Raw genomic sequence first — 13,281 nt, forward strand, 5'->3', positions numbered from 1 at the left:
ACGTCGGCTTCGCCCTAAGCGGACGGCTCGTCGGCGGCGACGTCGCGCAGCCTCGCCCCGGCCCGCCGCATCGCGCCGAGCGGGTCGGCGTACAGGCCGCCCAGCGACACGGTGCCCGCGCCGGCCTCCTGCACCCGGTTGCCGAAGACGGTGACGCGGATGTCGCGCGGCGGCAATACCGAACGTTCGGCGAACGCCGCCTCCACGTGCTCCATCGCCTCGGGGTACTCGGTGAAGGCCTGGCCACCAACCACCAGTTCGTCGGGGTTCAGCATGTCGCGCAGCAACGCCACCGCCTCCCCGCGCACGCGGCCGCGCTCGTTCAGCAGCTCTTTGGCCTGTTCGTTGCCGGCCCGGGCCACCCGCAGCAGGTCGGCGGTGCCCGCGGCCGGTGCGTTGGCGCGGCCCGCGGGGGCGAACGGCAGCACCCGCAGCCGGCGCGCGGCGGCCAGCACCGCCTCGTCGCTGACCGTGGACTCCAGCTGGCCGGCGCCCCCGAGCAGCTCCGAGTGGGCGGGCAAGGTGGCGATGGTGCCGGGTCCGCTGGCAGGGCAGTGCACCCGTCCGCCGATCACCAGCGCGTAGCCCACCGTCTCGCGGGCGTAGACGTAGAGACTGGTCGGCGAGCTGGGCAGGAATCGCCGCATGCCGAGCAGGAGCTCCGCGCCGGCCATGGCGTCGACGTGTGAGGCCACCGAGACGGGCAGGCCCAGCGCGTCGGCCAGGACCGGGCCGACCGGCGCCTGCCGCCAGCCCAGCCGTGGGTGGTCGACGTGGCCGGTGGCGCTGTCGACGGTGCCGCCGATCGCGACGCCGACCCAGAGCGGGCGGCGCCGATGCCAACGCCGCAGGTAGCGGGCGGCGCTGTCGGCCAGCGACGCCAGCGCGGGCCCGGCGGGGCTGAGCGGTGTGGGTGTCTCGACGGTGTCGAGCGTGCGACCGAACAGGTCGGTGGCCACGATGCTGGTGGTCCGCGCGCCGATGTGGATGCCCAGCGTCACGAACGGCTCGTGGTTGACCTCGACCGGCACGCGGGGGCGGCCGATCGCGCCGGAGACGGCCAGGTCGGCGCGTTCCCGCAGCAAACCGGCGTCGAGCAGTGCGATGACTTGGCGGTTGACCGTCGCGATGCTCAGCGAGGTGACGCCGGCGATGACGTCACGCCCGACGGGACCGCGCAGCCGGACGGCCCGGAACACCGAGGCGGCCGCGGAGTCGGGGATGTGCAGTGCCGGCGGCAGGATCTGACGGCGTACCGTCCGGTGCCCTTTGATGCCGGCACGGTTGGGCGAATGATGAGGCTGGGTGAGGGTATTCGAGCGCACGAGCGTCCTTTGTCCGATTTTTGTTGGCCGTCACTGGCCACACCTGAAAATCAGGAGCGGCAAAGTGCGCGACAACAACACGCACCCGCCGCGCAAAGACACGCGGTGGTGGTGCTGGACATGGCGCTGAGGTGCACTCCGAAAATTTAGCACGTTCACTAAGGTTGTTTCGATGGTTGGAAATGTCAGGAATGAGCGGGTCGCGGTGGTCACGGGCGCCAGTTCCGGGATCGGGGAGGCGACGGCCCACACCCTTGCTGCGCAGGGCTTTCACGTGGTCGCGGTGGCGCGGCGGGCGGCCCGGATCAACGCCCTGGCCAGGGAGATCGGCGGGACGGCGATTGTGGCCGACGTCACAGACGACGCCTCGGTCGCTTCGCTGGCCGACGAGCTGACCCGGGTCGACGTGCTGGTCAACAACGCGGGCGGGGCCCGCGGGCTCGCACCGGTTATCGACGCCGATCTCGAGCATTGGCGGTGGATGTGGGAGACCAACGTGATGGGCACGCTGCGGGTCACCCGCGCGCTGCTGCCCAAGCTGATCGATTCCGGCGACGGCTTGATCGTCACGGTGACTTCCGTTGCCGCACTTGAGGTTTACGACGGCGGCGCCGGGTATACCGCGGCCAAACACGGCCAGGGAGCGCTGCACCGCACGCTGCGCGGGGAGCTGCTGGGCAAGCCGGTGCGGCTGACCGAGATCGCACCGGGTGCCGTCGAGACCGAGTTTTCGCTGGTTCGCTTCGACGGCGATCAACAGCGCGCCGACGCCGTGTACACGGGCATAACCCCGCTGGTCGCCGAGGACGTCGCCGAGGTGATCGGCTTCGTGGCCTCCCGGCCGCCCCACGTCGACCTCGACCTGATCGTCCTGAAGCCGCGCGATCAGGCGTCGGCCACCCGCTTTAACCGCCGGGGCTAGTGCTCGTGGTCGTGGTCGTCGGTGTGCCGGACAGGCTCGGAGCGGTCGACGGCGTGACCGGCGCGGTGACCGGGATCTGCGTCGACGGCGGACGCGTGGTGGGCGGCGGCAGCGCCGACATCGCCACCCAGGTGTCCCAGTCGACCGCCCAGTCCCAGATGTCACCGTCGGAGTAGGACAGTTGGATCGAGCTTCCGGTCACCTCCACCGGGTCGCCGTACATCGCCGACTGGTAGTACTGCTCCGCGTCGCCGGTCGACAGGTTGATGCAGCCGTTGGTGACGTTGCTGTTGCCCTGCGCGCCCGCGCTGGACGGGTTGGCGTGGATGAATTCGCCGTTATTGGAAATCCGCACCGCCCAACGCTCGTGGGCGTTGGTGTAGCCGGCGGCCGGGTTGGACATGTAGAAGTCCGAGTACTTCTCGGTGACGACGTGGATGCCGTTGCGGGTGACGTTGCGCGCCTTGTCGGCCTCGCCGTAGCTGCAGGGGAAGTCCATGATGACGCCCGCGTCGGTGACGACCTGGATGCGGTGCGAGGAGACCTCGGCCTTCACCACCTGCCGCCGGCCGATGTTGATGTTCAGCGAGATGTCGTCGGCGCCGTACGCGCCGCCGCCGAACGGCACACCGTAGAGCTTGGCGTCGACGTTGACGGTGGTGCCCGCGGGGTAGTACTCGCGGGTGCGGTAGTGCACCCGCGCGCCCGCCGCCTCGTCGGGCAGCCAGGCCCAGCTGCCCTCGACGGGCGGATTCGTGGTGACGGTCAGCGCCTTCTCCACGGCGGCCTTGTCGGTGATCGGCGCGTCGAACTGGATGATGATCGGCGCCGCAACCCCCACCGTCTGCCCGTCGGCCAGCTGGAACGCCCCGCTGATCTTCTTGCTGGGCGACACCGTGGTGAACTTGCCCGCGACCGGGATGGCCTTGCCGTCGTGCCCGACCGCCGACCCGCTCCAGGTGTAGGTCGAGTCGTAGCCCAGCGGCTCGGTGACCGAGTACACCGTGCGGTCGGAGTTGAACTTGCCCGCCACGGCCTTGCCCGCGGAATTCGTCAGCGCCACGTGCTGGAACCAGCCGTCGCTGATCTGGACGCTGATCGGAGCGATCGGCACCACGTTCTCGGTCGCGTCGGCCGGCTGGAACTTCAGCTGCGGCGCGGGCTGCTCCTTCTTCTCGGCCTGCTTGGCCGTGGTGCCGCTGCACGCGGCCAATAGGCTCGGGGCGAAGACTCCCAGTCCGAGGGTCGCCAAGGCCACGCGCCGGTTGATCGGCGGCGGGGTCTGTGACGTGCTCACGAAAGTCAAAGATACCGGGCAAAATCCATCATCTCCGCCGCGACAAATCGGGGTCGGGGCGGTCGTGCGAAGGATTCCGAGCTACAGCCTGCAGCCGAGCAGGACAGGCTCGGGTTTCAGTGTGACACCAAACACATCGTGAACTCCGTCGCGGACGGTGCGGGCCAGTGCGATCACGTCCTCGGTGGTGGCGCCGCCGCGGTTGGTCAGCGCCAGCGCATGCTTGGTGGACAACCGGCACCGGGCCGCCGGGTCGTCGGGATAGCCCTTGGCGAAGCCGGCGCGCTCCACCAGCCATCCGGCGGCCAGCTTGACGCCGTCCGGTGCCGGGTAGTGCGGGACCGGCCCGTCCACGCTGCGGGCCAGCCGCTCGTACGCCTCGGGCGCGACCACCGGGTTGGTGAAGAACGAGCCCCCGCTCCAGGTGTCGTGATCGCCCGGGTCGAGCACCATGCCCTTGCGGCCGCGCAGCGTGAGCACCGCCCGCCGGACCGCCCGGGGGTCGGCACGCTCACCGCCGGCGACGCCCAGTGCGGCCGCGACTTCGCCGTAGCGCAGCGGCGCACTGCGGCCCGAGGCGTCCAGCGCGAACTCGACTTCCAGTACCAGCCAAGGCATTTCGAACGCGGAGTGAGCGGCCCGCTTGAAAACGCTGGTGCGGTAGCCGAAGCCGAGCTCGGCGCCGGGCACCCAGCGGACCTCCCCGCTACCGCGATCCAATATCCGCACCCGGGTGAGGGTGTCGGAGACCTCGGCGCCGTATGCCCCGACGTTCTGCACCGGGGTCGCCCCGGCCGAACCGGGGATCCCGGACAGGCATTCCAGGCCACCCAGACCGTGCTCGATGGCGCTGACCACGACGTCGTCCCAGACCGCACCGGCCTCCGCGCGAACCAGGTTGCCGTCGACGGCGATGCCGCGGTTGGCCAGCCGCACCGCGGTGAGGTCGGTCAGGGTGTCGGCGATCACCAGGTTGGAGCCGCCGGCGAACACCAGCACCGGGCCACGTTCTCCCGCATGGCTTTCGGCGTCCAGCCCCCGCACCACGTCGAGCACCTGCCGGGTGCTGGTGCAGGTGATCAGGCGGCGCGCCACCGGCCCGATCCGCAACGTCGTCAGCGGCGCGAGCGACACCGCCTCGGCGACATGCGCGCCGGCGAATGTCGAACCGGCATCGCTGGATTTCATGGCCCGTAACGGTAGCCTCACCTGCTATGCCGCGTTCATTCGACTTGTCGGCCGACTACGACGGCAGCGTTGAAGAGGTGCACCGGGCCTTCACCGACGAGACCTATTGGCGGGCACGGCTGGCCGGATCCGGTGTCGACCTGGCCACGCTGGAGTCGATGCGGGTCGGCGGCGACACCGGGGACGACGACACCGTCGAGGTGGTGACCATCCAGGTCATCCACAGCCACAATCTGCCGGGGATGGTCACGCAATTGCACAGCGGCGATCTGCGCATCCGCCGCGAGGAGACCTGGGGACCGGTCGCCGACGGCGCGGCGCGGGGCTCCGTGGTCGGCGCGATACTCGACGCCCCTGTGCAGCTCACGGGCACCGCCACGCTGTCGCCGATCCTGGAGACCGGCGGCGCGCGGCTGAGCTTCCGGGCCACCGTGCAGGTACGCGTCCCGATCATCGGCGGCAAGCTGGAGAACATCATCGGCACCCGACTGGCCGAGCTGGTGGCCGCCGAACAACGGTTCACCACCGAGTGGATCGCCGGAATGGCGTGACCTCCCGGGCCTAAGCTGGCGCCCATGCGAATCGCGTTGGCGCAAATCTCCAGCGGCACCGATCCGGACGAGAACCTCCAGCTGGTGCGCGAGTACAGCGGACGGGCCGCCGACGCGGGCGCGGACCTGGTGGTGTTCCCGGAGGCGACCATGTGCCGGTTCGGTGTTCCGTTGGCGCCGGTCGCCGAGCCGCTCGAAGGCCCGTGGGCGACGGGTGTGCGGCGCACCGCGACCGACTGCGCGATCACGGTGATCGCCGGCATGTTCACCCCGGCCGGGGACGGCCGGGTGAAGAACACGTTGATCGCGGCCGGACCCGGCAGCCCCAACGAACCCGACACCCACTACGACAAAATCCACCTTTACGACGCGTTCGGGTTCACCGAGTCGCGCACCGTCGCGCCCGGGCGCGAGCCGGTGGTGATCACGGTCGCCGGCGTCCGGGTGGGGTTGAGCGTCTGTTACGACATCCGCTTCCCGGCGCTGTACATCGAGCTGGCCCGCCGGGGCGCCCAGCTGATCGTCGTAAGCGCGTCCTGGGGCGCGGGCCCGGGCAAGCTCGACCAGTGGACGTTGCTGGCGCGGGCGCGCGCGCTGGACTCGATGACGTACGTCGCGGCCGCCGGCCAGGCCGACCCGGGCGCCCCGCTGACCGATTCGGGCGCGCCCACGGGGGTGGGCGGCAGCCTGGTGGCCTCCCCGTTCGGCGAAGTCGTCGCGTCGGCCGGCTCCGGGCCGGAGTTGGTGGTCGCCGACATCGACGTCGAGCGGGTGGCGAAGGCCCGCGAGAGCATCGCGGTGCTGCGCAACCACTCAGATTTCGCTCAGCTGGATAGGGCAGAATCGGTCGGGTGACGAACCCACAAGGACCACCTAACGACCCGTCGACGTGGGGCCGTCCCGGCAACCAGGGCCACTTCGGCCAGCCCCCCACCGAGCGCCCTACCGAGCGGATCAACACCGGCGGCCCCGCCGCGCCGCCGCCGCCGGCCGCCGGTCCGCTGCCGGGTCAGACCGAGCGGCTCGGTACGCCCCCGCCGAACATGCAGCGGCCCGATTACCCGCCGCCTCCGCCACCGACCCCGCCCGCGGGCCCGACGGAGAAGCTGGCCACGCCCGGTGGGGACACCACGCCGGGGAAGAGGAAGCGCCGCTTCCTGCGCGACCCGCTGTCGGTCGTGCTGGTCTGCATCATCGTGGTCTGCCTGGTGATCGCCGGGCTGGTCGGCGCCGAGTTATACGTCCGCCACGTCGCCAACAGCAAGGTCGCCGAGGCGGTGGCGTGCGAGGTCAAGGACCAGGCCACCGCGTCGTTCGGGGTGGCGCCGCTGATGCTGTGGCAGCAGCTCACCAAGCACTACACCAACATCTCGGTGACGACGGCGGGCAATCAGGTCCGCGACGCCAAGGGCATGAAGATCGACATCAACATCCGCAACGTCCAGCTCAAGAACACCGCGGACTCCAAGGGCACCATCGGGTCGCTCGACGCGAACGTCACGTGGACGTCGGACGGGATCAAGGAATCCGTCCAGAACGCGATTCCGGTGCTCGGCCCGTTCGTGACCAACACGGTGACGACGCATCCCAACGACGGCACCATCGAGCTGAAGGGCATGCTGGACAACCTCACCACCAAGCCGGTGGTGTCGGGCACCGGCCTGCAGCTGCAGATCGTGAGCTTCAACGCGCTCGGGTTCACCATGCCCAAGGAGTCGGTGCAGTCGACGCTGGACGACTTCACGTCGCAGTTCACCAAGAACTACCCGCTGGGCATCCACGCGGACAGCGTCCAGGTCACCCCGACCGGTGTGACCAGTCACTTCTCGACGCAGAACGCCAGCATCCCCACCGGCAACAACAACGACCCCTGCTTCGCCAACCTCTGAGGGTCTAGGCCGTCCGGCAACGATGCGCGCCGGTACGGGGTGTTGTGGGGGTACCGCCCGCTTGCGGGGGAGCGCCGGACCATTCAGCCAAGCCCGTCGAGCACCGCCCGGGTGCCGGACAGGCCGAGCCGGGTGGCGCCCGCGTCCAGCATCGCCAGTGCCGCGGCGGCGTCGCGGATGCCGCCGCTGGCCTTCACGCCCAGCCGGCCGCCGACGGTCTGGCTCATCACGGCGACCGCCCGAACCGAGGCGCCGCCCGCGGGATGGAACCCGGTCGAGGTCTTGACGAAGTCGGCGCCGGCATCCTCGGCCGCGCGGCACACCTGGACCAGCGTGTCCTCGTCCGTCCCGGAGAACAGCACCGCCGACTCCACGATCACCTTGAGCACGGCGCCGGGGACGGCGGCGCGCACGGCCGCGATGTCGGCCCGTACGGCGCCGATGTTGCCGGCCAGCGCGGCGCCGATGTCGATGACCATGTCGACCTCGGCGGCGCCCGATGCCACGGCCTGTTCGGCCTCGTGCGCCTTGACCGCCGAGGTGTGCTTGCCCGACGGGAAACCCGCCACGCTGGCCACGGGTACGCCTCCCCCGGCTCGCACGGCGACGGGCACCATCGACGGCGAGACGCACACGGCGTAGACGCCCAATTCGGCGGCCTCGACGACCAGGGCGGCCACGTCCGCCTCCGTGGCCTCGGGCTTGAGCAGGGTGTGGTCGACCATCGCCGCCAACTGCGCCCGGGTGGGTTTGCTCGCCACTAGAACCTTTCTTCGGGTGCGCCCGGGTTGCACCCGGAGGCCGCCATTTCGGCGTCGTCGACGACGGGCCGCCACGGCTCCAGGTTCCAGCTGGTCTTACCGGGCTCCGCCACCTCGGCGAACTGCCAGTGACAGATGAACTGCGCGCGCATTCCGGGGGTGTCGGCAGTCGGCGACAGCGCCAGCACCTCGCCCCACGCCTCGTCGGCGAGGGCCGAATCGCCGGGCTGCTGCCTGGCGGCCTGCCGGCCAGACGACGTGGGGAAGACCCGCAGGCTGCTCAGGCCGTGCCACTGCCCCCACTCGGTGTGGTCGATGAACGGCGGCGATACCGTGACCGGGTCCGCAGCGACGGCACCCGCCGGGCCCCACAGCGCGACAAGCGCCGCCGCCGGCATCGCCAGCAGGGCTTTCATCCCGCTAGCGCGACTTACCTTGAATTTCCAGCAGCTTCGGCCGCACGTCGACCAGATACACGCCCGCCGCACACGCGGCGATGGCCATCCCGAGTACCCCGAAAACAAAACTCAGGATGGATGTCAGCGCGACAGCCCCACCGAGGATCACCAGCCACACCGGCTTGGTCAGCTTGTCGGCGGCGGTGTATGCATCGGGCCGCTGCAACGCGGCGTGCACGAACGCATATACCGCCGTGACCAAGACGGCGATCTGCAAGACCAGCATGACGGTACCCACGAGGTGGCTCACGCCTTAAGCGTATGCGGGCGCCATCGGAATCGTCGACTCAGAGTTGCCCGAAGGACAACTCCGAGTCGACCGCTCGACTTACTTCTGGGTGACCTTCTTGGCGGCGGCCTTCTTGGCCGGAGCCTTCTTGGCCGGAGCCTTCTTGGCGGGCGCCTTCTTCCCGACGGCCTTCTGCGCCTTCTGGGCGGTCTCGTCGGACTTCTTGGGCAGCTCGATGCCGACCAGCTTGGCCGCGCGCTCACCGACGGCGCGGGTCTGCGATGCGACGGTGCCCAGCGCCTCCTGCGTCAGCTCGACGGCCTGGTCCACGTAGCCCTCGGCGCGGGCGGAGGCGTCGTCCAGACCGGTCTGGCTGCGCAGCCGCTGCAGGGCGGCCTCGCCCCGCTCGACCAGCTCGTTGTACCGGTTGGTCGCCGCGTCCAGGTAGCCCTCGGCCGCCTTGCGCAGTTCCTCGCTGGTGAACCGCTCGCGGAGCTCGCCGAGCTGCTCGGGCAGGTCCTCCTGCAACTTGGTCAGGCGAGCGCGGCTCTCCTCAACCCGGCTGCGGGTGTCCGCGCGGGTCTCTTCTGCGCGGTCACGCAGGTTGGCGATCAATTCGTTGACCGTCGCCAGAGCCAGGTCTGCCGCGCCGAGGGCCGCCAGCAGCGGAGCTCGCAAGTCCTCGATATTCGTGTTGTCCGCCATGGTTTTTCCTTTCATGGTTTTCCGTTATCGGCGTTCTTGGGTTTTCTTCGGTGTTGTTGTGGGAGCCAGGCGCGCCTGTTTCTCCGCCGGCGACTGCCGGATCCTCGCTTCTGGGTAACCCGGGCGGTGGGTGGTTAATACGTCGCCACCCGCTAGCCGTTGGGTTCGGTCGGACACTCCTCGCTGGTTGGTTCGCTGGATTCGTTTTGGTGGGTGAACGATGTGTAGATGTCGAGCAGAACCTGCTTTTGCCGCTCGGTGATCGCGGTATCGGTGATGATGGCGTCGCGCACCTGATTCTTGTCGCTGGGCTCGAGGATCCCGGCCCGCACGTAGAGCACCTCGGCGGAGACCCGCAGCGCCTTCGCGATCTGGTTGAGCACGTCGGCCGAAGGCTTGCGCAATCCACGCTCCACCTGGCTCAGGTAGGGATTGCTGACGCCGGACTTTTCGGCGAGTTGGCGCACCGAGACCTGCGCGAGTTCGCGCTGGCTCCGGATGAAACTACCGATGTCCGATGCCATGTCGGAGGCGGCGTTGGACACCTTGGCGGAGAGCTTCTCCTCGGGCGCCATTGCGTGCTCCTGGCTCGGACGATCGACCGTGACGCCCACAGACTACTACAAGTGCTTGCTATTGCAAGCACTTGTTAGCACTACTAGAAAAGTAGCTGCGCCACGGCGTAGATGACCAGCCCCGCCAACGAGCCCACCACGGTGCCGTTGATCCGGATGAACTGCAGGTCACGGCCCACGTGCAGCTCGATGCGCCGGCTGGCCTCCTCGGCGTCCCAGCGCTCGATGGTGTCGGTGATGATCGCGGTGATCTCCACCCCGTATTGCGAAACCAGGTGCTGGGCCGCGCGCACGATCCAGTTGTCCACCTTGTCGCGCAGGTCGGCGTCATCGCGCAGTGACTCCCCGATGCGGACCACCGTGTCACTGATGCGGGTCCGCAGCGTGCTGGACGGGTCATCCACGCCCTCGAGCACCAGCCGTTTCAGCGTCTTCCAGGCGGTCGCGGCGGCGTTGGCGATCTCGTCGCGCGCCATCAGCTGTTCCTTGATCGCGTCCGCGCGCGCGATGGTCTCCGCGTCGTTTTGCAGGTCGTCGGCGAATTCGAACAAGAACCGGGTGGCCGACCGGCGCAGCTCGTGATCCGGATTCCGACGCACCTTGTCGGTGAAGTCCATCAGCTCACGGTGAATGCGGTCGCCGACCAGGTGGTCGACGAAGCGCGGCGACCACGTCGGGGAGTCGCGCTCGACCACCCGTTGGATGACCTCACCGGCGTTCAGCGACCACTGGAAGGCGCGGTCGGCCAGCAACTGGATCAACGCCTCCTGCCGATTCTCGGCCAGCAGGGTCGCCAATACCCGTCCGACCGGCGGTCCCCACTGCGGCTCGGCGATGCGGCGCACGATCATGCGGTCGATCACCTGCTGGACGTCGTCGTCACGGAGCAGCTCGACCAGCACCCGCAGCACCGTCGCGGTCTCGGCGGCCACCCGCTGGGCGTGCGCGGTCTCTGACAGCCACTTGCCGAGCCGTCCGGGCACCTGGGCGTCTCGCAGCTTGGTCTCCACCACCGGCGCCGACAGGAAGTTCTCCCGGACGAAGGTGCCCAGGCCCTCGCCGAGCTGATCCTTCTTGCGCTTGATGATCGCGGTGTGCGGGATAGGAATGCCCAGCGGATGCCGGAACAGCGCCGTCACCGCGAACCAGTCGGCCAGCGCGCCCACCATCCCGGCCTCGGAGGCGGCTCCGACGTAACCGACCCAGGCGCCGAGGAGGGCGTGGGCCTGGGCCCACCGGCAGGCGAGGAACAGCACGCTGGCGCCGATCAGGAAGCTCAGCGCCACCGCCTTCATCCGGCGCAGCGCCACCCGGCGCTCCGCATCGGCCTGCGGGTCGGCGCCGGCGAAGGATTCGGCGAGCGACGGGTGAGAGCGCCCGGTTCCGGTCGGCGCCGTCGTCGAGTCCGGTCCCGCCGCACGCGGGCCCGGCGCTACACCTCGAGGCGAGGCTCTGTGTACCACCACTCCATCATTCATCGTCCCGACCGATTAGTGTGACCGCACTGTTCACAGCGGCTGCGCCGGCGCGCGGTCGAAGCCCCAAACAGGCGCGCACGCCGTAGTATCGAGGGCGTCTAGTGAATGGGAAATCGGCGACAGTGGCAGAGCGAACATTGGCTGTGGCGGCCAAGACGGATGGTCGCAAGCGGCGCTGGCACCAGCACAAGGTGGAGCGCCGCAACGAGTTGGTAGACGGCACGATCGACGCCATTCGGCGGCACGGCGGCGCATTGAGCATGGACGAGATCGCCGCGGAGATCGGCGTCTCCAAGACGGTGCTGTACCGCTATTTCGTCGACAAGAACGACCTGACCACCGCCGTGATGATGCGGTTCACCCAAACCACCCTGATTCCCAACATGGCCGCGGCGCTGACGTCCAACCTGGACGGCTTCGACCTGACCCGCGAGGTGATCCGGGTGTACGTCGAAACCGTCGCGAACGAGCCCGAGCCGTATCGCTTCGTGATGTCCAACAGCTCCGCCAGCAAGAGCAAGGTGATCGCGGACTCCGAACGGATCATCGCCCGCATGCTGGCTGTGCTGATGCGCCGCCGCATGCAGCAGGCGGGGATGGACACCGGTGGCGCGGAGCCGTGGGCCTACCTGATCGTCGGCGGCGTGCAGCTGGCCACGCACTCGTGGATGTCCTCCCCGCGCATGAGCCGCGACGAGTTGATCGACTACCTGACGATGCTGAGCTGGAACGCGCTGAAGGGCATCGTCGAGGTCGGCGGGTCGCTGGAGAAGTTCCGCGAAGAACCCCATCCGTCGCCGATCGTGCCGCCTCGCGAGCATGCGGATCGATCCCCGCTCTAGCGAACTCCGGAACGCAGCGCAGCTGGCCGATTTTGTCAATGCGGCTCGCCTCGTGTGACGCTATGACCCGCTAGCGAGGACGACGTGCATCGCCGCAGCGACTAACATGCAGGGGATGCATCGGGGGTGACGCAGGGTTGCGTCGTGCTGGCCGACGATCCCTGCCTCCGCATAACGAAAGGCTCTTCTCGACATGTCCGTGCAGCTCACGCCGCATTTTGGAAACGTGCAAGCCCACTACGACTTGTCCGACGACTTCTTCCGCCTGTTCCTGGACCCGACCCAGACGTACAGCTGCGCCTACTTCGAGCGTGACGACATGACCCTGGAAGAGGCGCAGCTGGCCAAAATCGATCTGGCGCTGGGCAAGTTGAAGCTCGAGCCGGGGATGACGCTGCTCGACATCGGCTGCGGCTGGGGCGCCACCATGCGGCGGGCCATTGAGAAGTACGACGTGAACGTCGTGGGCCTGACATTGTCGGAGAACCAGGCCGAGCATGTGCAGAAGACGTTCGACCAGATGGACACGCCCCGCACCCGGCGGGTGCTGTTGGAGGGGTGGGAGAAGTTCCACGAGCCCGTCGACCGCATCGTCTCGATCGGCGCCTTCGAGCACTTCGGCCGCCAGCGCTACGGGCGCTTCTTCAAGATGGCCTACCAGGCGCTGCCGTCCGACGGGGTGATGTTGCTGCACACCATCGTTCGCCCGTCCTTCAAAGACGCCCGGGCGCGGGGCATGAAGCTGACCCACGAGATCGTGCACTTCTCGCAGTTCATCTTGACCGAGATCTTCCCCGGCGGGTGGCTGCCGACACCGCAGACCGTCGGCGAGTACGCGGTCACGGCCGGCTTCGAGCTGACCCGGGTCCACTCGCTGCAGCTGCACTACGCGAGGACCCTGGAGACCTGGGCTGCCGCCCTCGAGGCCAATCGCGAGCAGGCCGTCGCCGTCCAGTCACAAGAGGTCTACGACCGCTACATGAAGTACCTGACCGGCTGCGCGAAGCTGTTCCGCCAGGGTTACACGGACGTCGACCAGTTCACGCTGGAAAAGTAGCGGT

At 68.8% G+C, this 13,281-nt stretch carries 15 protein-coding genes; 6 read left to right on the top strand and 9 right to left on the bottom strand.

The window, feature by feature from the left end:
- Positions 1 to 14: 14 nt before the first annotated feature.
- A complete protein-coding gene (locus C1737_RS15835; protein ID WP_199182978.1) occupies positions 15 to 1,274 on the bottom strand; it encodes an ROK family protein in 1,260 nt (419 codons plus the stop codon).
- A gap of 223 nt (positions 1,275 to 1,497) precedes the next feature.
- Between C1737_RS15835 and C1737_RS15845 the strand changes: the two genes are divergently transcribed.
- Entirely contained in the window at positions 1,498 to 2,247 is a 750-nt protein-coding gene (locus tag C1737_RS15845; RefSeq protein WP_102418853.1) for an SDR family oxidoreductase, read from the top strand.
- Here C1737_RS15845 and C1737_RS15850 read toward each other — a convergent pair.
- Positions 2,231 to 3,592 carry an Ig-like domain-containing protein gene (locus C1737_RS15850; protein WP_231985718.1) on the bottom strand — a complete coding sequence of 454 codons (1,362 nt, stop codon included), beginning with the start codon at positions 3,590 to 3,592 and terminating at the stop codon, positions 2,231 to 2,233. The genes C1737_RS15845 and C1737_RS15850 overlap by 17 nt on opposite strands.
- Before the next feature lie 33 nt (positions 3,593 to 3,625).
- Positions 3,626 to 4,732 (bottom strand): UDP-N-acetylmuramate dehydrogenase, encoded by a 1,107-nt coding sequence (locus tag C1737_RS15855; protein WP_102418854.1) that lies wholly within the window; start codon positions 4,730 to 4,732, stop codon positions 3,626 to 3,628.
- 26 nt (positions 4,733 to 4,758) lie between these two features.
- Here C1737_RS15855 and C1737_RS15860 point away from each other — a divergent pair, with 26 nt between their 5' ends.
- From C1737_RS15860 to C1737_RS15870, 3 genes are read left to right on the top strand one after another with little or no spacing between them, the layout of a single operon-like run.
- The gene (locus C1737_RS15860; RefSeq protein ID WP_067920769.1) at positions 4,759 to 5,283 is read left to right on the top strand and encodes a DUF2505 domain-containing protein; all 525 of its coding nucleotides are present in this window, start codon (positions 4,759 to 4,761) and stop codon (positions 5,281 to 5,283) included.
- A 24-nt stretch (positions 5,284 to 5,307) separates the two neighbouring features.
- Entirely contained in the window at positions 5,308 to 6,138 is an 831-nt protein-coding gene (locus tag C1737_RS15865) for a carbon-nitrogen hydrolase family protein (RefSeq protein ID WP_068097428.1), read from the top strand.
- Positions 6,135 to 7,172: a DUF2993 domain-containing protein gene (locus tag C1737_RS15870; RefSeq protein WP_067920765.1), complete on the top strand. Its 1,038-nt coding sequence runs from the start codon at positions 6,135 to 6,137 to the stop codon at positions 7,170 to 7,172. The genes C1737_RS15865 and C1737_RS15870 overlap by 4 nt, the downstream gene beginning before the upstream one ends.
- Before the next feature lie 83 nt (positions 7,173 to 7,255).
- On the opposite strand, the gene deoC is transcribed toward C1737_RS15870, so the two are convergent.
- From deoC to C1737_RS15900, 6 genes are all read right to left on the bottom strand, one after another.
- Positions 7,256 to 7,933 (bottom strand): deoxyribose-phosphate aldolase, encoded by a 678-nt coding sequence (gene deoC / locus C1737_RS15875; RefSeq protein WP_082974971.1) that lies wholly within the window; start codon positions 7,931 to 7,933, stop codon positions 7,256 to 7,258.
- Positions 7,933 to 8,349, bottom strand: a complete 417-nt coding sequence (locus tag C1737_RS15880) for a DUF2599 domain-containing protein (RefSeq protein ID WP_102418855.1) — start codon at positions 8,347 to 8,349, stop codon at positions 7,933 to 7,935. The genes deoC and C1737_RS15880 overlap by 1 nt, the downstream gene beginning before the upstream one ends.
- A 4-nt stretch (positions 8,350 to 8,353) precedes the next feature.
- Positions 8,354 to 8,641: a DUF2516 family protein gene (locus tag C1737_RS15885; protein ID WP_067920761.1), complete on the bottom strand. Its 288-nt coding sequence runs from the start codon at positions 8,639 to 8,641 to the stop codon at positions 8,354 to 8,356.
- A 78-nt stretch (positions 8,642 to 8,719) separates the two neighbouring features.
- Positions 8,720 to 9,325 carry a heparin-binding hemagglutinin gene (locus C1737_RS15890; RefSeq protein WP_102419973.1) on the bottom strand — a complete coding sequence of 202 codons (606 nt, stop codon included), beginning with the start codon at positions 9,323 to 9,325 and terminating at the stop codon, positions 8,720 to 8,722.
- A 152-nt stretch (positions 9,326 to 9,477) separates the two neighbouring features.
- Positions 9,478 to 9,900: a helix-turn-helix transcriptional regulator gene (locus tag C1737_RS15895; protein WP_067920758.1), complete on the bottom strand. Its 423-nt coding sequence runs from the start codon at positions 9,898 to 9,900 to the stop codon at positions 9,478 to 9,480.
- 83 nt (positions 9,901 to 9,983) lie between these two features.
- Positions 9,984 to 11,366: a DUF445 domain-containing protein gene (locus tag C1737_RS15900; RefSeq protein ID WP_102418856.1), complete on the bottom strand. Its 1,383-nt coding sequence runs from the start codon at positions 11,364 to 11,366 to the stop codon at positions 9,984 to 9,986.
- Positions 11,367 to 11,500: 134 nt separating this feature from the next.
- On the opposite strand from C1737_RS15900, the gene C1737_RS15905 reads away from it, so the two are divergent.
- Positions 11,501 to 12,220 (top strand): TetR/AcrR family transcriptional regulator, encoded by a 720-nt coding sequence (locus C1737_RS15905; RefSeq protein ID WP_068091281.1) that lies wholly within the window; start codon positions 11,501 to 11,503, stop codon positions 12,218 to 12,220.
- A gap of 193 nt (positions 12,221 to 12,413) precedes the next feature.
- Positions 12,414 to 13,277 (top strand): cyclopropane mycolic acid synthase PcaA, encoded by an 864-nt coding sequence (pcaA, locus tag C1737_RS15910; RefSeq protein ID WP_102418857.1) that lies wholly within the window; start codon positions 12,414 to 12,416, stop codon positions 13,275 to 13,277.
- The last annotated feature ends 4 nt before the right edge of the window (positions 13,278 to 13,281 follow it).

The sequence above is a fragment of the Mycobacterium sp. 4858 genome (assembly GCF_900240975.1).
GTDB lineage: Bacteria > Actinomycetota > Actinomycetes > Mycobacteriales > Mycobacteriaceae > Mycobacterium.